This window comes from Bacteroidota bacterium (assembly GCA_023957335.1).
Classification (GTDB): Bacteria; Bacteroidota; Bacteroidia; order NS11-12g; family UBA955; genus JALOAG01.
In genome coordinates, this window is record JAMLHC010000001.1 from 444,790 (window position 1) to 465,508 (window position 20,719).

The 20,719-nt window shown below is 37.9% G+C and carries 17 protein-coding genes; 7 read left to right on the forward strand and 10 right to left on the reverse strand.

The annotated features are described in order from the left end of the window. Positions 1-258: 258 nt before the first annotated feature. A complete protein-coding gene (locus M9892_01835) occupies positions 259-1,872 on the forward strand; it encodes an FMN-binding glutamate synthase family protein (GenBank protein MCO5253091.1) in 1,614 nt (537 codons plus the stop codon). 86 nt (positions 1,873-1,958) lie between these two features. Here M9892_01835 and M9892_01840 read toward each other — a convergent pair whose 3' ends face one another. Beyond that, complete coding sequence (locus tag M9892_01840; protein ID MCO5253092.1) at positions 1,959-2,552, reverse strand: ribonuclease HII; 594 nt, start codon at positions 2,550-2,552, stop codon at positions 1,959-1,961. Beyond that, complete coding sequence (locus M9892_01845) at positions 2,552-3,556, reverse strand: glycosyltransferase family 9 protein (protein MCO5253093.1); 1,005 nt, start codon at positions 3,554-3,556, stop codon at positions 2,552-2,554. The genes M9892_01840 and M9892_01845 overlap by 1 nt, the downstream gene beginning before the upstream one ends. A gap of 214 nt (positions 3,557-3,770) precedes the next feature. On the opposite strand from M9892_01845, the gene M9892_01850 reads away from it, so the two are divergent. After that, positions 3,771-4,859: a HAMP domain-containing histidine kinase gene (locus M9892_01850; GenBank protein MCO5253094.1), complete on the forward strand. Its 1,089-nt coding sequence runs from the start codon at positions 3,771-3,773 to the stop codon at positions 4,857-4,859. Here M9892_01850 and M9892_01855 read toward each other — a convergent pair. Continuing rightward, complete coding sequence (locus M9892_01855) at positions 4,850-5,770, reverse strand: bile acid:sodium symporter family protein (GenBank protein ID MCO5253095.1); 921 nt, start codon at positions 5,768-5,770, stop codon at positions 4,850-4,852. The genes M9892_01850 and M9892_01855 overlap by 10 nt on opposite strands. A gap of 15 nt (positions 5,771-5,785) precedes the next feature. Next, positions 5,786-6,415, reverse strand: coding sequence for a LysE family transporter (locus M9892_01860; protein ID MCO5253096.1), 630 nt, complete (start codon positions 6,413-6,415; stop codon positions 5,786-5,788). 81 nt (positions 6,416-6,496) lie between these two features. Here M9892_01860 and M9892_01865 point away from each other — a divergent pair, with 81 nt between their 5' ends. Beyond that, positions 6,497-6,913: an OsmC family protein gene (locus M9892_01865; protein ID MCO5253097.1), complete on the forward strand. Its 417-nt coding sequence runs from the start codon at positions 6,497-6,499 to the stop codon at positions 6,911-6,913. Positions 6,914-6,967: 54 nt separating this feature from the next. On the opposite strand, the gene M9892_01870 is transcribed toward M9892_01865, so the two are convergent. Together M9892_01870 and M9892_01875 are read right to left on the reverse strand one after the other, a co-directional pair. Continuing rightward, positions 6,968-7,786: a phosphatidate cytidylyltransferase gene (locus M9892_01870; protein ID MCO5253098.1), complete on the reverse strand. Its 819-nt coding sequence runs from the start codon at positions 7,784-7,786 to the stop codon at positions 6,968-6,970. Continuing rightward, positions 7,779-8,744, reverse strand: coding sequence for a CPBP family intramembrane metalloprotease (locus tag M9892_01875; protein MCO5253099.1), 966 nt, complete (start codon positions 8,742-8,744; stop codon positions 7,779-7,781). The genes M9892_01870 and M9892_01875 overlap by 8 nt, the downstream gene beginning before the upstream one ends. 40 nt (positions 8,745-8,784) lie before the next feature. On the opposite strand from M9892_01875, the gene dusB reads away from it, so the two are divergent. Beyond that, the gene (dusB, locus tag M9892_01880; GenBank protein ID MCO5253100.1) at positions 8,785-9,786 is read left to right on the forward strand and encodes a tRNA dihydrouridine synthase DusB; all 1,002 of its coding nucleotides are present in this window, start codon (positions 8,785-8,787) and stop codon (positions 9,784-9,786) included. Positions 9,787-10,005: 219 nt separating this feature from the next. Then, on the forward strand, positions 10,006-12,144 hold the full coding sequence (locus tag M9892_01885; GenBank protein ID MCO5253101.1) for an OmpA family protein: 2,139 nt from the start codon (positions 10,006-10,008) through the stop codon (positions 12,142-12,144). Between the two features lie 5 nt (positions 12,145-12,149). Here the strand turns inward: M9892_01885 and clpX are convergent, their stop codons facing one another. Continuing rightward, positions 12,150-13,394 carry an ATP-dependent Clp protease ATP-binding subunit ClpX gene (clpX, locus tag M9892_01890; protein MCO5253102.1) on the reverse strand — a complete coding sequence of 415 codons (1,245 nt, stop codon included), beginning with the start codon at positions 13,392-13,394 and terminating at the stop codon, positions 12,150-12,152. A gap of 13 nt (positions 13,395-13,407) precedes the next feature. After that, a complete protein-coding gene (gene clpP, locus M9892_01895) occupies positions 13,408-14,073 on the reverse strand; it encodes an ATP-dependent Clp endopeptidase proteolytic subunit ClpP (protein MCO5253103.1) in 666 nt (221 codons plus the stop codon). 164 nt (positions 14,074-14,237) lie between these two features. Between clpP and M9892_01900 the strand changes: the two genes are divergently transcribed. Next, entirely contained in the window at positions 14,238-15,377 is a 1,140-nt protein-coding gene (locus M9892_01900) for a cystathionine gamma-synthase (GenBank protein MCO5253104.1), read from the forward strand. A gap of 2 nt (positions 15,378-15,379) precedes the next feature. Here M9892_01900 and priA read toward each other — a convergent pair whose 3' ends face one another. Both priA and M9892_01910 read right to left on the reverse strand, forming a co-directional pair. Continuing rightward, positions 15,380-17,860: a primosomal protein N' gene (gene priA, locus M9892_01905; protein MCO5253105.1), complete on the reverse strand. Its 2,481-nt coding sequence runs from the start codon at positions 17,858-17,860 to the stop codon at positions 15,380-15,382. 24 nt (positions 17,861-17,884) lie between these two features. After that, entirely contained in the window at positions 17,885-18,451 is a 567-nt protein-coding gene (locus tag M9892_01910; protein MCO5253106.1) for a hypothetical protein, read from the reverse strand. A gap of 135 nt (positions 18,452-18,586) precedes the next feature. On the opposite strand from M9892_01910, the gene M9892_01915 reads away from it, so the two are divergent. After that, a complete protein-coding gene (locus M9892_01915; protein MCO5253107.1) occupies positions 18,587-20,704 on the forward strand; it encodes a SurA N-terminal domain-containing protein in 2,118 nt (705 codons plus the stop codon). Positions 20,705-20,719: the final 15 nt, after the last annotated feature.

The following is a 20,719-nucleotide window of genomic DNA, read 5'->3' on the forward strand; positions in this document are numbered from 1 at the left end:
CTCTATAGATTGCTCATAAGAAATTAATTTTTCAAATACCCACAAATACAATACAAACGGTGGATTATTGCTGTTTGAATTATCTAAAATCCTTGTACATTTGCCACCGTATAGAAGGAAAAACCTGAATTAGACATCATGTTTTTAATCGTAAATCAAAATCAAACAGATATACACTTGGTATTGAAACACATCAAAGAAACCACAACCTCTCTATTCACTTCTTAAATCAACAAAAATTAAAATCATCTTAAAGTAATGCGAAAAAAATTTGTATATATTTCCACAGCCACATTAATCATCACCTTTGGATTATCATGGTATTTAAGCCATAATTGGTATGTATTATTTGCTATTTTATTGATTTTCACCATCATGGGCTATCAGGATATGATTCAAACCAAACACGCCATCCGCAGGAATTTTCCGTTGTTAGGGAGATTGCGTTATTTGATGGAAGACTTGCGTCCAAAACTCTACCAATACTTTATAGAGTCAGACATTAACGGTCATCCATTTCACAGAGTGGACAGGTCAACAATTTACCAACGTTCTAAAAAAACGCTTCAAACCATTCCTTTTGGGACTCAATTAGATGTGTATGCGGAGGGATATGAATGGATGTGTCATTCCATAGCACCCAAAGCTTTTGAAACATTGAATCATGACCCCCGCGTAATGATAGGCAACAAAGACTGCAAACAGCCTTACTCCGCGAGTATTTTAAACGTTTCCGCCATGAGTTATGGAGCATTAAGTGCCAAAGCAGTTGAAGCCATGAATGGAGGTGCTAAATTAGGAAGGTTTGCACAAAACACCGGTGAAGGAGGCATAAGTCCTTATCATCTTAAACAAGGAGGAGATTTGATTTGGCAAGTAGGGACAGGGTATTTCGGTTGCAGAGATCAACAAGGCAATTTCAACCCTGAACTTTTTGCAGAGAAAGCAAAACTTCCTCAGGTTAAAATGATTGAGCTTAAACTCTCTCAGGGTGCAAAACCGGGTCATGGCGGCATTCTGCCCGCAATCAAAAACACAGAAGAAATAGCGGCAATTCGCCATGTAAAACCTCATACCAAAATTGCTTCTCCACCTTTCCATTCCGCATTTAACACCCCTTACGAAATGGTTCAATTTATTGGAAAATTAAGAGAATTAGCAGAAGGCAAACCGATTGGATTCAAGATTTGTATAGGACACAAAAACGAGTTTATTGCTATCTGCAAAGCCATGATTGAACTTGATATCTACCCTGATTTTATTACAGTAGATGGAGGAGAAGGTGGCACCGGTGCTGCTCCACAGGAATTTTCAAATTATATAGGAGCACCACTCATTGACGGGCTCGATTTTGTACACAACATCCTTACAGGATTAGGAATTCGCAAGCACATTAAGTTGGTTGCATCAGGTAAAATTACCACTGGATTTCATATTGCGAGAGCAATGGCATTGGGTGCAGACATGTGTAACTCAGCCAGAGGAATGATGATTGCCATAGGATGTATCCAATCACTTCTTTGCAACACAAATACATGTCCTACCGGAATTACAACTCATGATCCACAATTAACAGCAGGATTGGATGTAGCAGACAAAAAAATTCGTATGGCGAATTACCATGAGGAAGTAATCAAAGCTTTTGTAGAAATATTAGGAGCGTCCGGACTGGATGAGGCAAAAAATATTACACGCTCTCATATATACAGACGTATTTCTCTCAACGAAATGCTGACCTATGAAGAGATTTTCCCTTCAATCAAAGTTGGCTCAATGGCTGAAGGCAATATTCCCGATAAATACAAGTTGGATTTTGCCTATGCTGATATCCATCACTGGGGCATGACTATAAGTGCCAATGCACAATACTAATTTGCAACTCATCTCATTAGGAAAAAGACAGAAAAAAATCTGTCTTTTTTTTGTTATAGGCTTTTCATTTCAAACCTATGTCTGCGTCAAAAATTGAGTTTAGTCTGAGATGGCAATAATGTAAAAGACTTTCTGTGTTCACCACAAGCTCCATGTACTGCAATTGCTTGTCGGTGTTGGGCTGTAGGATAGCCTTTGTTGCTGTCCCAACCGTAATGCGGAAATTGTTGATGAACTTGCTGCATAAATTCATCTCTATGAGTTTTGGCAAGAATAGACGCTGCTGCAATATTCATAAAACGTCCGTCTCCTTTAATATGTGTAGCAAAAGCAATATCTCTCCAAGGTTTAAATCTATTTCCATCCACAGATACAAACCCCGGCACTATTGACAAGCCATCCAATGCTTTATGCATAGCGGCAACCGATGCCCAGAGTATGTTGAGTGTGTCAATTTCCTCAGGCGAACATTGCGCCACAGACCAAATGGCTTTTTCTTCAATTTCAGTTCTCAATAAATCTCGTTGTTTCTCCGACAACTGCTTGGAATCGTTTAGCCCCAAAATGCTAACCCCCTTTGGTATAATCACAGCAGCAGCAAAGACGGGTCCTGCCAAACAACCGCGACCGGCTTCATCGCATCCGGCTTCAAATTTCTGACGACTAAACTGTCTTTCCATTAGCCAATAAGGTTTTTAATTTCAGCCAAAACATCATCTACACTAATAGTGCTCATAGGGATTTCGCCAGATTTATAGAGGTAATCCGGATGAATCACTTTTGCTTTGTTGCCAAATGGATAAAACACCCCACGCGGCACAGGTCCATATAACCCAACCAATGGTGTACCGGCTACATTAGCAATGTGCAAAGGTCCACTATCATTGCCCACATAAAGAGAAGCTTTTTTACAAAATTCAAAAAGTTGAGTAAGCGTAAACAAACCTACAAAATTCTCTGCCTTATTTTGCATCATGTTAATCAATGCTTGTATCCGTTCCGATTCTGACTGTGCACCAATAAACACAATGTTAAAACCATATCTTTCAATGATTATATCAGCCAGATGAGCAAATCGTTCCTTCGCCCACTCTTTGATTGGTAGGTTTGATGTTGCATGAATAATGGCAAATTTTTGCAGATTCTTTTCCTGAATAAAATTTTCAATAAAACCCTTGTCCTCGGGTGCCGTAAAGAATTCCGGCAGGGGCATTTCGACTTCACCTAAAATGGATTTAACTATCAAAAAATTTGTTTCTCTGTCGCTCTGAGTGCCGGATTCAGGTCTATGCCTGAAACGCACAGTTCCTCTATCCAAGCGAAATGACGGCCACCATCTGATTGACTTTAACAAAGTTTTTTTTGTTCCTCGCAATTCTACAACAAGGTCAAATCGTCTCTGCCATTCCTTCTCCGAAGTTAAAATTTCATCAACATGCGGATTATATTGCATGAAGGTTTTGCATATTGGCTTGCATAACAAACTGATTTTTGCATTAGGAAATTTGTTTTTTAATAGCTTAAAAACCGGGGTTGCGGACACCATATCTCCAATTTCATCAATCTTAACTACCAGAATTTCATTAGGATTAACAGGTCTTTCACCCAACATATTGACACATGCAGAGAGCAGCGCATTGGAAGCAAAAAGTATTTTTTCCGGCAAATTGTGTAATAGTCGCATAGGTCAGAATCGCTTGGTAATATGAACAAGAGGAGCAACCAACTTCTGATTTTGGGTATTTATAGAAAAAGTCGGCATGTCGTTGCGAAAATAATGCTGATTTTGGGATAATTTTGGCGTGGTGAATATTTTTTACACAAAACGCATAATCAAGATAGCCTTATTTATTGGCGCTCTATTCATTGGCACCTTTTCTCTTATATACACCAACAACTTGGTCAAGAAATTACGTATAGAAGAACAGAAAAAAATTGAAATCTGGGCAAAGGCACAAGAACGACTTGCACAAGCCGAAGATGGAGCAGAGCTAAGCTTTTTTTACAGTATTGTAGAAGAAAATAAAACCATCCCTGTTATTCTCGAAACACCGGAGGGTCAATTAATTTATAGAAATTTAGATACAAGCAAAGCCAAAAATCCGGAATATGTACGAGCAAAATTAGAAGAAATGAAAAATGGCTACCCGCCCATTACGATTAAAATAATGGATGACGAGGTAGGGCATTTGTATTACAGCGACTCTTATATTTTGAAACAGTTGCGCAATTATCCCATTTATCAATTAGGCATAGTTTCGTTGTTTATTTTTGTCTCCTACTTTGCTTTCTCTGTTGCTCGTAAATCCGAGCAAAACAAGGTCTGGGTGGGGCTGGCAAAAGAAACAGCTCATCAACTCGGGACTCCCATTTCGTCACTTCTGGCTTGGGCAGATTTGCTTGAAATTGATCCTGAACAAGCCACTCCTCAATCCATGCAGGAAATGAAACGGGACATACAACGTCTGATTGTTATTACCGAACGATTCTCAAAGATTGGTTCTGAACCCGAATTACTGGTACAAAACATTAACAATGTGTTGGCAGAATCAATCGTTTATATGAAAACACGAACTTCAGACAAGATTGAGTATGTATTTGTTGAAAGGCACAAAGATTTATTGGTCAGATTAAATAAATCGTTGTTGGAATGGGTAATAGAAAACCTCTGTAAAAATGCTATTGATGCCATGAGTGGCAGCGGCAAAATCACGATTAGTATTTTCTTACTCAAACAAAAGGTTTATATTGATATTTCTGATAATGGCAAAGGAATCCCATCAAATAAGTTCAAAACCATTTTCAAACCGGGATATACAACCAAGAAGCGTGGCTGGGGCCTAGGGCTATCTCTTGTGAGGCGTATTATAACCGAATATCACAGAGGAAGTATTTTTGTTAAAGAATCTATTCCGAATGAAAAGACCACATTCAGAATTATCATGAAATGTGAGAGCGCCCCAATCGGCACGCATTATCATGCTTGATGTCTAATTCGTTTCATCCACTTTTTCCAACTGTAATACATATACTTAAACAACCATGCAAAGACAAAAGTGGAGAAAAAACTAAAAGAGGCATAGACTAAAGCCGGCTTTTCCATATCTGTATTATTAATTAAAGTGCCTGCTATCAACAAAGCCATTGCGGTGTTTTGCAATCCGACTTCTATCAGTATAGTCAAGCGATTGCGAAAATTAACATTGACTAAAGTACCGACAATAAACCCAAAAAGCATACCGACAAAATTTATCAAAAGACCAGGCAACAACATTAATAGAAATTCTTCGCTACTGATTTTAGTTCCCCCTGATTCTTTGTCTGCTAATATCTTGACAGAAAAAATAAATAGCAATAAGATAGGAAGAATATACCTCAAAATAGGTTTGGCTCGTTTGGCAATGGTTTTAAATTTAGCTCTCACCATAACACCAATAATTGTTGGCAAAACGGTTACAAAAAAGATAATTAAAAAAGTATCCCAAAATTGAAGTATAAATGCAACCGCGTGTTCGTGCAGAAAAAAGTCCAATGCCAAATTGGTAAAAACAGGTACAGTTATCAGCGTAATGATAGCATTAAAAACAGTCATTGAAATAGACAATGCAGTGTTCCCATTCATCAAAAAACTTAATAAATTTGAACTAATACCGGAAGGACAAATAGTAATAATAAAAAATCCCACTTTTAGAACCGGACTAATATCAGTAAAATACATGATGAGAACAGCCGCCATAGGAAGCAATATAATTTGTGAGAATAGACCAATCGTGAGAGATTTGGGGTTTGTCAACAGGTTTGCAAAATTTTGTTTAGTCAGAGTTAAACCCAGACTGAACGTAATCAGTGCCAAAGTAACATTTACCAGAGTATCAATATTGACTGTGCTTGTAAACATATTTTACTTTACAAATTAGGCAAATATTAATCTAAAAAAAGAAAAGATAAAGACCAATCCTATAATAATAAAAACACCTCCGAAATATCGGTTGAGGTGATAAAAAGTTCTATGACCTATTTTACGACCAATAAAATCAGCCATAACAACCTTTAGAACATCCATCATATAAAGGGTAGCAAGGATACCCAAAAGATTTAGTACCAGGTTCATTCTGTAATGTTCGCCCGAACTATATTTCAGACTGATTGCGCCCAAAACATTAAACCATAACACAAAAGTAAACGGGTTGATTAAGTTTAATCCAAAACCACTCAGCAAACTCTTGCCTCCTTTGGTTCTTTCTCGGTATGATTGGAGAAAAAGCCTGTAGGAACTTTTAACATATTTTAACCCTAAAACTATCATGGCAGCTCCTGCCGCCAGACTATAAAACTGTTTGAAATGTACATTCTCAAACAGACCTGACAGCCCGTAAATCAACAATAACACCACGACTAAATCACTCAACACCACACCGGTAGCCAACCACATCCCTTTGAATTTTCCGGACTGCATACTCACATTCAGCAGCTTAAAGAAAGCAGGCCCAAAGAGTAGAAGAGAGATTAGTATTCCCTCAATCAATCCTTTAAAAAATGGCATCAACAGCATTTGCTACTATCGTTAAGAACGCAAAGATTGAGGAATTTTTGTAACTTCGCAACAAAACTTATTATAAATCTTATGACTATCCACAATCTCACACTTAACCACCATACAGGCATGGAATTCTCAACCGAAATCAACGGGTTCCCGCTTATACTCAATGGCGCAACTCTCACCAATGACAAGCCTGCAGGAATATCGCCCAAAAAATTGTTGCTGGCAGCCATTACGGGTTGTACCGCAATGGATATCACAAGTCTTTTGGAAAAAATGCGGGTTCATTATACCGATTTTTCGATTGTTATTGAAGCACCTTTAGGTGAAGAACACCCCAAAACCTATCTCAAATATGACCTTGTTTACAAAATTAGAATTGATAACGCGGATAGGGATAAAATGGAGAAAGCAGTAAATCTGTCTATGTCTAAATACTGTGGCGTAAGTGCCATGTTGGGTAAGTCAGCTCCTGTAAACTTCCGAATAGAATATCTTTAATAAAGAATAAGATAAAAAGTTCTAATTCCAATCTGAGTAGCAAATAAAATCGGCTCAATTGAACAAGTTGCTGAACAAAACATAAATCCAGACAACAGCAATCAATCCATCGAATCTGTCCCAAACTCCACCATGCCCCGGCAATAGGTTGCCGCTATCTTTTGCACCTGCCATACGCTTTACCGCAGACTGAATGAGGTCTCCTACTGTAGCCGCTGTCCCAAAGAGAACGCCCGCAACTACATGAGCATACCATGAGATTTGGGTTGAAAAAAGACCAAATCTGAACATCAAAAACGAAGCTAAGCCGGCAAACAACATTCCCGAAACAAATCCTTCGATGGTCTTATTAGGAGAAATTTTGGGCATTAGTTTATGTTTACCAAAGGTTTTCCCTCCTAAATAAGCAAAAGTGTCGTTGCTCCAAACTATGACTAAAAGGTAAATAAAGAGTTGATAATTATAGCTGCCATCTTGTGTATCTATCAGAGGTATCAAAAAAGCAAAAGGAAGTACAAAATAAACGAAACCTATTAATAATAAGCCAGGGGGCATGAAAACATCATTCTTGATTGAAAACAAATTATAGACTAATAAGCCTAATGAAACAGCTATTAAACTGCCTGTTACCGGAATATCATATTCCCAAATAAAAACAGCATAAACAAGCAAAATCAACGCAGCGGTTATTGCCCCAAAATATGGATTGACACTATATTCTTTCTTTTGGTATAGCCGTAAAAACTCAAACAAACTCATGGCACTTATAAGTGTGATGAGCACTCGAATGCTTTCCACTCGCCACAATACTGCTCCCAAAACAACAACCACAAATACAATACCCGTTAAGGCTCTTTGCATAAAATTACTCATCCTCACCTCCTGTTTTAAGCTGTTCTTCACTGATAGCCGGTTTCTTAGGAAACATTTTAAATAAAAAATACAGCCCGGCACATAAGCCAATTAAAGAAGGAATAAACCAAGTTACTCCCGGCATATAGTCGTCTTGCATAAACTCTTTTGTATCAACGTCTTCCATAAAGTACGTAAGCGCCACAATAAATCCATTATGGACAAAATGCATCAAGATTGTATAAAAGAGGCTCCCCGTTCTGTAATAGATATATCCAAACAATAATCCCACATAAAAAATAGGAATAATTTGCTGAAATCTGAAATGAAACAAAGAAAAAACCAATGCGCTCACCACTACACCCACAAGCACAGAACCAAACCACTCCGACACAAAGCGTTGCAACAAACCTCTGAAAAAGACTTCTTCTACAAACGCAGGTAAAAGAGCCATCACAAAAAGTCTTACAATCAAATCCCACATATTATTCATCACCAAAAGTGAGTCAGTCAATGCAGACATTTTTTCATTCATCGCCTCCGTCATTTCCTTAAAACCGCCAAGTTCAGGAACAGGAATACGATGATTTAATGCTCCCAACATATTGACAACAGCAATATTTGACAAAATAACAATGAGGCAAAGTAATAAAGCCTTAGGAGCAGGTAAATAATTTAGCTTCAAATAGTCAAAAGCCTTGTATCTATAAGACTTTAGAAAGACGAACGCAGTAACAAAAAAACCACCAAAAGAGGTGATAATTTGCAACCAAAGCATAATTTGTATGCCATTATCATATTGAGAAGGAGCACTGAGAATCAGAGGTATATCTTCAAACGTAACATCATACATTCTGGTAACTAACACAAATCCCAGAAGTGGGAAAATCATTAAGTTACAAAGAATGAAAATTCCCACCAACACAAGAAAGCGAGAAGAATACTGAACTCTGTGGGTAGTGTCGGACAAAGATTGCATAAATACTTACTTTTGCGGAGGTAAAAAACTCTGTGCAAATTTGGTAAAAATAGCCGATATACAACTACCTGATTTTCCTTTGCTGTTGGCACCTATGGAAGATGTGAGCGACCCTCCTTTTCGCTATGTGTGCAAAATCAACGGAGCAGACCTGATGTACACAGAATTTATATCCTCCGAAGGTTTGATTCGCGATGCTGCCAAAAGCACACAAAAATTAGATGTGTTTGAATACGAGCGTCCTATTGGAATACAACTCTTTGGAGGCGAAATTGACAGCATGAAAGAAGCGTGCGAAATTGCCACCCAAGCCCACCCTGATTTAATAGATATTAACTACGGCTGTCCGGTAAAGAAAGTAGTGTGCAAAGGCGCAGGAGCCGGCATTTTGACCAATATTCCCAAAATGAAAGCAATTACGGATGCTATGGTAAAGGCTACTCACCTACCTGTTACAGTAAAAACCAGACTGGGCTGGGACGACTGTACAAAAAATATTGAATCCGTAGCCGAACAGTTGCAAGATGTGGGTATCAAAGCACTCACAATTCACGGAAGAACACGGGTGCAATTATATAAAGGCAGTGCTGACTGGACTCTTATCGGAAAAATCAAAGAAAATCCTCGCATACACATACCCATATTTGGCAATGGAGATATCGACTCCCCTCAAAAAGCACTTGAAATGAAACAAGTGTTTGGCGTTGACGGAATCATGATTGGCAGAGCGGCCATTGGCTATCCGTGGATTTTCAGAGAAATCAAACATTATTTAAAAACGGGAGAAACACTTCCCCCGCCTACTTTAGAAGAACGTGTAACAACCTGCAAAATTCATTTTGAAAAAAATATTGAATGGAAGGGTGAGCATATTGGTATTTTTGAAATGCGAAGACATTATGCCGGATATTTTAAAGGATTACCGGATTTTAAACCTTTTCGAACCTTACTTGTATCTTCCCACAATGTCAATGAAATCAAGGAAATACTCGAACAAATTGTCACTAAATACAGTGGGATAGAAAATTATAGCATGGTTTAATGCTTTTTATTTTAGCAAAACAATTTTCCGGTTCACTCCTATTGAATTACAAGCGCTAAGCCCCGACAAATACATAACATCCGGCAGAGCTGACGACAATCTCATAAAGACCAAAAACATATCTTGCGTTCAATTTGTTTAAAATTTGTCACAAAAAATATATCCGAACGATAACAAATAATCTATTTTTACACCGTGACAACATATCATATAATAATTATGCGAATCAAATTTTTACATTTCATTACCCTCTTATGCTTCATATTGATGTACAGTGATGGCTTATTTGCTCAAAAAACCCGCTGGCCCTACATGGTCGAAGGTAGTGACAACGGCAGAGGCGTACCCAAGGTTTGGAGCTATGGCTATAACAGCAATGCCATTACCCCGTATAAAGACAGAAAAGAAGGCAAGACAATAAAGCCGGGCAAAAAACCCACAGTCTTGCATTTTCAATATGAAAAATTTGAAGCCTGTCAAGTAGTTGTAACAGAGACATATAACCCAGGTGCGATTACTAAAGTCATAATTGGATACAAACCAAAAGGCAAAGGGAAAACCGTCAAAAAAACAGTTTGGGAAGGTGCGGCACAAGCCACTCCACAAAAATATACCGTTAAATACTTTCACTTTGACATGACCCCCAATGTCACAGATGTTTGGGTATATGTAGATTATGCAGCTATAGAAGGGGTAAACCAATATGGAGGAGTGTGTTTATCCAACTCTTCTAAAAATTATTATCCGAAGGTCAATGTTCCAAAGAGCAAAATATTTGCAGAAAATGTCAAAAAATTGAATGATGACATCAATGGGGAGAAAAACCCATCAGGATTAATATTGTCCGCTGACAATAAGTACTTGTATTTTTCTCACATGGAGAAAAATCGAGAGCAAATCTATCGTGCAGAGCTAAATGATGAAAATCAAATTGTAAAAGTTATCCCGAGTGATTTTAATTTACCCCGAAGCAAATCCAAAACCTGCGGACTCATTGGTATTAGTCAGGACAACAATATTGGGTATGTGTCCGACATGAAGCTCTCCCGATTTGAATTTTATAAAACCTATGTAGGGAAATCAATCTTTGGCAATCCAAAATGGAAATATGAAAAAGAAAAGATTAAAAAATACAATAACGGAGGAATTTTTCTTGATTATGTAATGAGCTATGACGGCAACGTAGTGATTTTGGGTTATAAAGAAAAAAGCGATTTAGGCGACAGATACAAAGAAGATTTATATGTTTCAATAAAAGATGAACGCGGCAATTGGACTCCATTCAAACACATGGGATTCGACATTAACTCCTTAGGTACTGAGACTCCTTGTTATCTGGCTCCCGACAACAAAACTCTTTACTTTTCATCATCCGGCAGAATAGGCTTTGGACAAGGTGATATATATGTAACAAAAAGACTTGACGACACTTGGACTAATTGGAGCGAGCCATTGAATTTGGGCAATTCCATTAATTCCGGTGAGCATGAAAACAGTTTTGTTTTGGACGGACAATCAGGGCGTATGTACTTTATTAGATGGGAAGACGATGAACATACCAATATATACACATCAGAACTTTATATTGAGCCTCCCAAACCGGTGGAGTTACCTCCTTTAGAAATTCCGAGCACCGACTCCATTCCTCAACAAGACACTGTAACCCTCACTCAAGTTGTACCACCTCCGGTACCAGAGCCGGTATTAGAAGAGCAAATAATGCCAGAACCTGTAATTATAGTCAACGGTGTTACTACCAATAAAAAAACCAACGAAGTCATTCAAGCTGAAATTAAATATTACGATATCTATAACGGTCAAGTGATTGGAAATGCTATTTCTAACGCGGCAACCGGTGAATACTCTATCATTCTGCGCAAAGGAATCTATTATGCTTTTGATGCAAATGCTCCTAATTTCATAGGGGAAAGCCATAGTCTCAACACAACAGAACTTAAAGATTTCGGTAAAATAAGACAAGATTTTGCACTCACACCTATTGAGAAGAATGCTACCGTACGATTGAACAATATTTTCTTTGAAACAGACAAATCCGAATTATTGCCCGCCTCTTTTACAGAGTTAGACAAGTTGATTGTAATGTTAAATCAAAACATCAAAATCAAAATCGAAATTGGAGGACACACCGACAATATAGGTTCTGACAGTTATAACCAAAAACTTTCCGAGCGCAGGGCAAATGCGGTCAAAGATTATTTAATTTCAAAAGGAATTAATGCAGACCGCATTGTTGCCAAGGGCTATGGAGAATCCAAACCTGTGGTTGAAAATAACAGTCCGGAAAATAACGCCCTCAATAGACGAGTGGAATTTACTATCTTAGAGACGGGCAACTAATATTATTAAGCTGCTTCATTCAAATAACCGATAATTTTCTCTCGAATGTCAGCTAATTTAATGGTGAGTTTCTTGCCTTTTGAAGGTTTATCGGGCATTTCATACATATAATCCAACATGATTTGTTCGCAAATAGCACGCAATCCTCTTGCGCCCAGTTTGTGTTCAATCGCTTTTTTGACAACATACCTAAGCACATCATCCTGAATATCAAGTGCTACTCCTTCCATTTCAAAAAGTTTTTTGTATTGCTTCACAATTGCATTCTTTGGTTCTGTCAAAATCTGATATAGAGCATCTTCGTCTAAATCGTCCAAAGTGGCAACTACCGGCAGCCTGCCAAGAATCTCAGGAATCAATCCAAAGTTTCGCAAATCCTCAGGTGAAACATAATGTAAGATATTGCTTTCTAATATTTGTTTCTTTTTGGACATTTTGAATCCAAGTGATTGTGCGTTCACCCTGCGTTTTATAATAGTTTCTATCCCCTCAAATGCCCCGCCACAGATGAAAAGGATATTCGAAGTATCTACTTTTACATAGTCTTGGTCCGGATGTTTGCGCCCACCCTTAGGAGCAATATTAGCAACCGTTCCTTCCAATAATTTTAACAGTCCCTGCTGCACACCTTCACCGGAAACATCACGTGTAATGGACGGATTAGCAGATTTACGTGAAATCTTGTCAATTTCATCCACATATACAATACCTCTTTGTGCTGCTTCTACATCATAGTTTGCTGCTTGGAGCAGACGTGAAATAATGCTCTCTACATCTTCGCCTACATAACCGGCTTCTGTCAGAACAGTAGCATCTGCAATACAGAAAGGGACATTGAGCGTTTTTGCCAGAGTCCGTGCAAGGAGCGTTTTGCCCGTGCCTGTTCTGCCCAGTAATAAAACATTGGATTTTTCAATCTCAACATCATTATTTGTTGTCAAAGACATCAGGCGTTTGTAATGATTATACACCGCTACTGATAATACTTTTTTGGCTTTTTCTTGTCCTATGACATATTGATCGAGATGGGCTTTGAGTTTAGCCGGAGTGTTGAGTTCAAGCGCAAAAGATTTTTTCTTCTGAGTTTTGGTCTTGGATTGAATATTATCAATACCAATGGCTTCATCCACTATGTCAAAAGCTTGTACAACACAAGACTCACAAATATGCCCTTCAGCACCACTAACAAGCATAGCTGTGTGGTTCTTGTCTTTTCCACAAAAGGAACATCTAAGGTCTTTCTCTTTCATGATTTAAAGAGTCTTAGTCTTTCTTTTTAATGAGTACTTCATCCACCATACCATAAGCCTTAGCTTCTTCAGCAGTCATCCAATGGTCGCGGTCGCTGTCCTTTTCTACAGTTTTGAAAGGTTGCCCTGAATGGTGAGCAATAATTTCATAAAGCTCTTTTTTGAGTTTCAGGATTTCTTTCAATGTAATTTCCATATCGCTAGCCTGCCCTTGCGCACCACCCAAAGGTTGGTGTATCATCACCCTTGAATGTTTCAAAGCAGTTCTTTTGCCTTTTACTCCGGCACACATTAAAACTGCACCCATAGAAGCTGCCATACCGGTACAAATTGTTGCCACATCAGAGCTTACATATTGCATGGTGTCATAAATAGCAAGTCCGGCATAAACACCACCACCGGGACTGTTAATGTATATCTGAATATCTCTCCCCGGATTAGTAGAGTCCAAAAACAACAGTTGTCCAATAATGATATTGGCTACTTCATCGTTGATCCCTGTACCAAGAAAGATAATTCTATCCATCATCAAACGAGAGAAAATATCCATCTGGCTCATATTTAATTGGCGTTCTTCAATAATATAGGGTGTCATGTTTTCAATTGCACTTTCAACTTTAAGAGTGCTCATCCCTAAATGCTTGGTAGCATATTTTTTAAATTCTTTTCCGTAGTCCATGGGTTATTATTTTTTTTTGCAAAGTAAAGTTAAAAAAGTAATCACTTATTGGCTGTCTTTCCGGTTGTTCAAAATATTTGACAAAAGAGAGCACAACTTATTATCAACTCTTTGTATAGAAAGAGATTTGTCAAGGTATCGATTGTCAATATATCTTTGCGCCCATGAAATTTGAGACTAAAACCATCCATGCAGGGATGCATGCAGACCCCACAACCGGGGCAATAATGACACCTATTTATCAGACTTCAACTTATGCTCAATCCGCACCCGGTGTACATAAAGGGTATGAATATTCCCGAACCCATAATCCTACCCGAACCGCATTGCAAGAAAATTTGGCTGCATTGGAAAGCGCACAATGGGGATTAGTATTTGCATCGGGCATGGCGGCTACAGACACAGTAACTAAACTGCTCAAACCCAATGATGAAGTTATTGCTTCAAATGATTTATATGGAGGTACATATAGGATTTTCACAAAAGTTTTTCAAGATTATGGTATCAAATTTCACTTTGTAGATATGTCCGACATTGCCAATATCCAAGCCAAGATTAACCCAAATACAAAACTCATTTGGGCAGAAACACCCACAAATCCTTTACTGAAAATTGTAGATTTAAAAGCGGTCGCAGAAATTGCAAAATCAAACAAAGTTTTACTGGCTGTGGACAATACATTTGCTTCGCCTTATTTACAGACACCCTTAAATTTGAGTGCAGACCTTGTTGTACATTCAGCCACAAAATACATTGGCGGACATAGTGATGTGGTTATGGGAGCGATTTGCGGCAATAGTCCTGAATTATTTGAAAAATTGAGTTTTATTCAAAATGCCTGCGGTGCAGTACCCGGTCCGATGGACTGCTTTCTGGCTATCCGAGGCATCAAGACCCTGCATGTAAGAATGGATAGACATTGCCAAAATGCAGCTGTAGTAACCGAGTTTCTGCTTCATCATCCTAAAATTGCCAAAGTATATTATCCGGGATTAAACAGCCATGCGGGACACGAAATTGCAAAAAAACAGATGCGTGGTTTTGGCGGCATGCTTTCCTTTGAATTAAAAGATGATTCCATTCCAGCGGCACATAAGTTCTTGAGTTCACTTAAAATATTTGCTTTGGCGGAATCACTTGGTGGTGTAGAATCCTTAGCCGGCCACCCTGCAACAATGACTCATGCTTCTATTCCTAAAGAAGAACGAGAAAAAGCAGGATTGAGAGATTCACTTATACGACTTAGCATCGGAATTGAAAATGTGGATGATTTGATTGCAGATTTGCAGCAAGCTTTGAGATAATCCTATTGCGGATCAACATCAAAAATCACTCTTACAGCTTTATAAACGTCAATATCAGAGAGTTGATGAGACAGTTCGGTCATCCATTTTTTGATATTAGCTATGGGGTCATTTTGCGGGTCTAATTTAATCAGAATATTGCGCAAATAAAGATTCCTAATCTTTGAAACAATGGGCTGCTCCGGACCTAACACTCTTTTGCCCAAATGGGTTTTGAGCATTTGAGTAAAATAACCCGCAGCATGGCTTACCACATCCGCTTCTTTGTGTTGAATTGTAATACGAATAAGACGGGCAAAGGGTGGATAGTAAAGGTTTTTGCGCATTTCAATTTCATACTGATACAATTCTTCAAAATCATACTGTTGAATGAATTTCAGAATGGGATTGAGAGGTTGCCCGGTCTGAATCAACATAGTGCCTTGACCATCTCTCCTTCCCACTCTTCCTGCTAATTGAACTAACATCTGAAAGGTTCTTTCTCCGGCTCTAAAATCAGGAAAATTTAGTAGTTGATCTGCGCTCACTACTGCACTCAATCCAACATTTGCAAAATCAATTCCCTTTACTATCAACTGAGTTCCTACCAAAACATCGATTTCGCCTTTTTCGAATTGGCTCAGTATTTTTTCATGTGCGTCTTTTCCTTTTGCCGAATCTTGATCAAATCGTTTCACCTTCAAACCCGGAAAATGCAAAGCAGTTTCTTCTTCAATTCTCTCTGTGCCATATCCCCAGATTCTCATATCACTACTGCCACAGGCTTCGCATTTGACAACAGGTTTTTGGGTATATCCGCAATAATGACAACGCAACTCATCGCTATATTTATGATATGTTAAAGAAATATCGCAAGACACGCATCGCGGTGTCCACCCACAGTTTCCGCACTCTATCAAAGGCACGTATCCTTTGCGGTTTTGAAACAATAACACCTGTTTATGAGTCTCAATGGTTTCTCTGATTTTTTTGTCAAGTTGTGTTGTGATAAAATTTTTCTTACCTTGTTGTTTAACGCTTGAAGACAAGTTCGCAAGTTCAATTTTGACCGGTTCCACATTGTCAAATTTCTGTTCATAGCTCACCCAGCCCCACTTACCTTGTTTAGCCATATATGCAGATTCAACCGTAGGTGTAGCCGAACCAAGCAACACCCTGGCTTTGGCATCAATCGCCAATTTTATTGCCAAATCCCGTCCATGAAAACGAGGCATTTTATCAAATTGTTTGAATGTATTTTCGTGTTCTTCATCCACAATCACAAGTCCCAAATTTTGGAAGGGCAATAAACTTGCAGAACGAGGACCAAGTACCAACATAGGCTCGCCTGAACGCACTTTCATCCAAACTTCGGTTCGTGCATTTGTGTCGTATTTTGAATGGGTTACGTGTAATTTGTTCACAAAGAAATCTTTGAGTCTTTGTACCAATTGTTGTGTTAAAGCAATCTCCGGTATGAGTAGCAGAACTTGTTTGCCTTTATCCAATTCTTTTTTAATCAGATGTGAATAAATAAGCGTCTTTCCCCCGGAAGTAGGTGCTTTTAGAAGAACAACCGATTTTGCTTTCCAAGAATCTTCAATCTCTTTAAGTGCATTTTGTTGAAAATCAGTCAAAGCAGGTAATGAAGAATGGGGCATTTGCCCAATATCAATTCTGCTGACCTTTCTCTTTTCAATTACCACTAAATTTTTAGCTTCCAAACTTTTGATGAGAGAAGAAGTAAAACCTTTTTCATTTTCCAAAAAAACTTTGTTTGCTTCGCGTTTGGGCTGACCAATCAACGTAAGTAATAATTCATACTGTTTTTTTGCTTTTTTGTATAGAATATCAATTTGAGTGCGAGCAAAATCTTCATTCTTCAGACTTTCGGCAGCTTTCACAATGGTTTCGGTTTTGGGTTTGTATTTCTGTCTGATTTCATCCGAAAGCAGAATCAAATCCCGCATATAAAGACTGCGCACTCGCTTAATTAAAGAGCCTTTAGAACGAACAGCCTTTTCTAACTCCTTGACTGTAATTTTCTTACGAGTCTCCAAAAAAGTCATTAACTGCTCTTCTTCTTTGCTTAACTCTTCATCTTGCCAATAAATTTCGGGGTTAATTTCAACAAAAGTTAAGCTATGAAAATTCAAGCCTGCCGGCATAGCTACATTCATTACTTCGCCCAGAGGCGACATATAGTAATCGGCAATCCATTGCCAACTCAGGATTTGAGCAGGAGTAATCAAAATTTCATCTTTGTCAATGATTTCCTGTATGTATTGTATATTGAAAGCAGCACTTGGAGGCTTGTTATGAATTGAGAATATAATGCCTGTATAAAGTTTGCCTCTGCCAAAAGGTACAATCACTCTTGCACCAGCCTTTGCATCCGATACCATTTCATGACTTAATCGATAAGTAAAAGTTCCTGCGATAGGCAAAGGCACGATAACTTCTGCATAAAACACTTGCGAACTTTCATCATAATCAAGTTTCATGAGGACTGCGAAAGTAAGACTAAATTATCCTAATCTGTGAGAGATTATCTCACTAATTTTGTGATATAAAGTTGTTGGAGTGTACTTACGCCAATCTAATGCATCCAAGTCTCCACCAAAATTCACAAAATAGTCAATTCGGACAGATTTAAGTTCATTCAATACATGTTCACGAAAATTTAAAAAAACAATCCACCCATCTTCTGCATCCTGATACCATTCTTCATAATAGGAATCATCCGAAGAATGAAAATTCAATACATTTTCGCCAATTACAATAAACTTGTCAACCCCACAATCACAGAACACGTCAATGATTTCGCGTTTCAAAGTCATAACATCATTGTAAAGGCAATCATTCCACTCTCCTATCATTTCTATAATACAAAAACCTGTATCGTAGTCAGCATAAAGGATTTTAAGATAAAGTGTAGTGGATCCAAAATCATCCCATTGAGGATGTATAAAATGATCATAAACCGCATGCGTAAAATACAACTCACTATACTCCTTTTTGAAAAAAGGTGAATTTTCGTCCTCCTGAGCTTGGTACAAATGATGCCAGTTGTAAAAAGGTTCTAAATCGTGCATAGGGTTGCAAACACTACCGCAAAATTAAATCTAAATTGTATTTCATTTAAAGAGTCTAAAGAAATATGAACAATAAATTTTGTTTTGTTTTTTCAGTACAAAAAGAATTATTTTGCGACTCCTTAAAAATAACGTATGGCTATCATTAATAAGTTGAGAAAATCGGGCTGGGTGTTCGTAGTAATATTAGCAGCTTTGGCATTATTCGTATTGAGTGATTTTATTAGTTCCTTTCAACGCGGAAGTGGCGGAGTTCAAGACCCTGTTGTAGGTGAAATAAATGGTGTTGAAATACATTATTCAGAATATGAACAGGACCTCAAACTCAGAGAGCAAAACTTGTCGCAAAACAAGCAAGGACAAGGGCTCACAGACGAGGACAGAGATCAGGCTGCCACCAGTGCATGGGACGATATGTTCAGAAAATATGTTGTTAATACAGAATACGAAAAGCTTGGAATAGAAGCAAGCATTGAAGAATTGAAAGAACAACTGTTTGGAGATAATCCCAACCAATACATTAGACAATATTTCACCAATGAGAAGGGTGAATTTTCATCTGCCAATGTTAGAAATTGGTATAATCAGGTCTATAAAACAAATCCTGAGGCACAATTATTCTTTAATAGTTTGAAAGATGCGGTTGTATCTGCCATTCAAGGTGATAAATACAGCGATATGATCATGAAAGGAATTAATGTAACCAACTTTGATGCGCTGCAAGATTTTATGCAACAATCTAAAACCACTTCAGGAAGTGTCTTAGGTTTACAATTAACAAGCGTTACAGACGATCAGATTTCCTACAACGAGGACGACCTGCGTTCTTATTACAATAAAAATAAAGATAAGTATAAACAGACAGAGAGCCGAGACTTAGAATATGTTTCATGGTCTATTGCGCCTTCTTCATTTGATTCAGCCGATGTTAAAGATGAAATTACAAATCTTAAGACTGGTTTTGCAGAAAGTGATGACGACTCCGCATTTGCCGCTGCCAACTCCGACAAAGAAGTGAACGGAAACTACAAAGAATTAGGCCATTTTATTAATGCATTGGATAAAGAAATTGTTAATGCAAAAGTGGGCGATGTTTTAGGACCTTTTGTTACCGACAATGCCTATTTGATTGCTAAAGTGAGTGATAGAAAAGAGGGAACAAGAACAAAATATCTATATAGCTCTATTACTATTTCTCGCAATTGGGCTACAAGAGAAGATTCTTTAAAAACTGTTGCCGAAGCCAAAGCATTTTTGGAATTCATGAAAGTAACACCCTACCCTGAAGTTATAAAAGCTGCCAAAGAAAAAGGCTTTTTAGTGCAAGGAGACAAAGACGGATATATTCCTTGGAATTATGCCGAAACAATAGATCCCGCCATCATTGAGGATATAAAAAAAGGGAAGAAAGGTGATTATTTCATCAGAGGCAGTGTGAATGGTATTCTACTTGTCAAAATCGATGACAATCCAAATAGTGACAACCTTCTGGTATATGAAATTTTCAAAGAATTTGAACCCTCAATGAATACTATTAATGACGTTTATGCCAAAGCTAACACATTTCGTTCAAAAGTAGGTGACGGAGGGAAAGATGCATTTAACAATGCAATCGAAGAATCCGGCTATGCTAAACGTATTGCCAAAGATGTCCTGCCTTCGGGTGGAACCATACCTGGTATTGACAATCCTAAAGATATTATAAAATGGGCTTTTGACGATGACAGAAAAGTCAATGATGTTTCCGAAATATTTTCGATTGACAATCGTCAGATAGTTGTAAATATTGCTAAAATAACAAAGAAAGGCATTGGTTCCTTTGATGAAGTGAAAGAAAAAGTGATTGAAGATGTTATCAAAGAAAAGAAATATGAATTCTTAGAAGCCAAACTTGCAAAAGCAAAAGAAGGCAAATCCAACATGGTTCAAACTGCTATCGAAGTAGCCACTGTTGCACATGATTTTTCTAATCTAACCTTTAAGACCAACTCTTTTGATGCAGGCAGAGACGAATTCAAGGTACAAGGAGTTGCCTTGGGACTAAAACTCAACACAATCAGCAAACCTATCAGAGGTGAAAATGGTTGTTTTTTGGTATCAATAACAGAAGAGTCTAACCCTGAAATTCCTGAAGATTTAGCCAATAGAAAAGGAATGGTTTATTCTTCAACAACTCAAGTACTTGAATCCAAAATAGTAAATTCCTTAAAGGCACTGGCGAACATCCAAGACCAAAGATATAAGTTCTTTTAAGTATAACACAATCCA

Excerpts from the sequence above, each read along its gene's own strand:
- M9892_01870 (MCO5253098.1), bottom strand. The coding sequence starts at position 7,786 with ATGAGTAATTTTATGCAAAGAGCCTTAACGGGTATTGTATTTGTGGTT.
- M9892_01855 (MCO5253095.1), bottom strand. The coding sequence starts at position 5,770 with ATGTTTACAAGCACAGTCAATATTGATACTCTGGTAAATGTTACTTTG.
- M9892_01840 (MCO5253092.1), bottom strand. The coding sequence starts at position 2,552 with ATGGAAAGACAGTTTAGTCGTCAGAAATTTGAAGCCGGATGCGATGAA.
- M9892_01910 (MCO5253106.1), bottom strand. The coding sequence starts at position 18,451 with ATGCACGATTTAGAACCTTTTTACAACTGGCATCATTTGTACCAAGCT.
- M9892_01900 (MCO5253104.1), top strand. The coding sequence starts at position 14,238 with ATGAAATTTGAGACTAAAACCATCCATGCAGGGATGCATGCAGACCCC.
- M9892_01875 (MCO5253099.1), bottom strand. The coding sequence starts at position 8,744 with ATGCAATCTTTGTCCGACACTACCCACAGAGTTCAGTATTCTTCTCGC.
- M9892_01860 (MCO5253096.1), bottom strand. The coding sequence starts at position 6,415 with ATGCCATTTTTTAAAGGATTGATTGAGGGAATACTAATCTCTCTTCTA.
- priA (MCO5253105.1), bottom strand. The coding sequence starts at position 17,860 with ATGAAACTTGATTATGATGAAAGTTCGCAAGTGTTTTATGCAGAAGTT.
- M9892_01845 (MCO5253093.1), bottom strand. The coding sequence starts at position 3,556 with ATGCGACTATTACACAATTTGCCGGAAAAAATACTTTTTGCTTCCAAT.
- M9892_01835 (MCO5253091.1), top strand. The coding sequence starts at position 259 with ATGCGAAAAAAATTTGTATATATTTCCACAGCCACATTAATCATCACC.
- M9892_01885 (MCO5253101.1), top strand. The coding sequence starts at position 10,006 with ATGCGAATCAAATTTTTACATTTCATTACCCTCTTATGCTTCATATTG.
- M9892_01915 (MCO5253107.1), top strand. The coding sequence starts at position 18,587 with ATGGCTATCATTAATAAGTTGAGAAAATCGGGCTGGGTGTTCGTAGTA.
- clpX (MCO5253102.1), bottom strand. The coding sequence starts at position 13,394 with ATGAAAGAGAAAGACCTTAGATGTTCCTTTTGTGGAAAAGACAAGAAC.
- M9892_01865 (MCO5253097.1), top strand. The coding sequence starts at position 6,497 with ATGACTATCCACAATCTCACACTTAACCACCATACAGGCATGGAATTC.
- clpP (MCO5253103.1), bottom strand. The coding sequence starts at position 14,073 with ATGGACTACGGAAAAGAATTTAAAAAATATGCTACCAAGCATTTAGGG.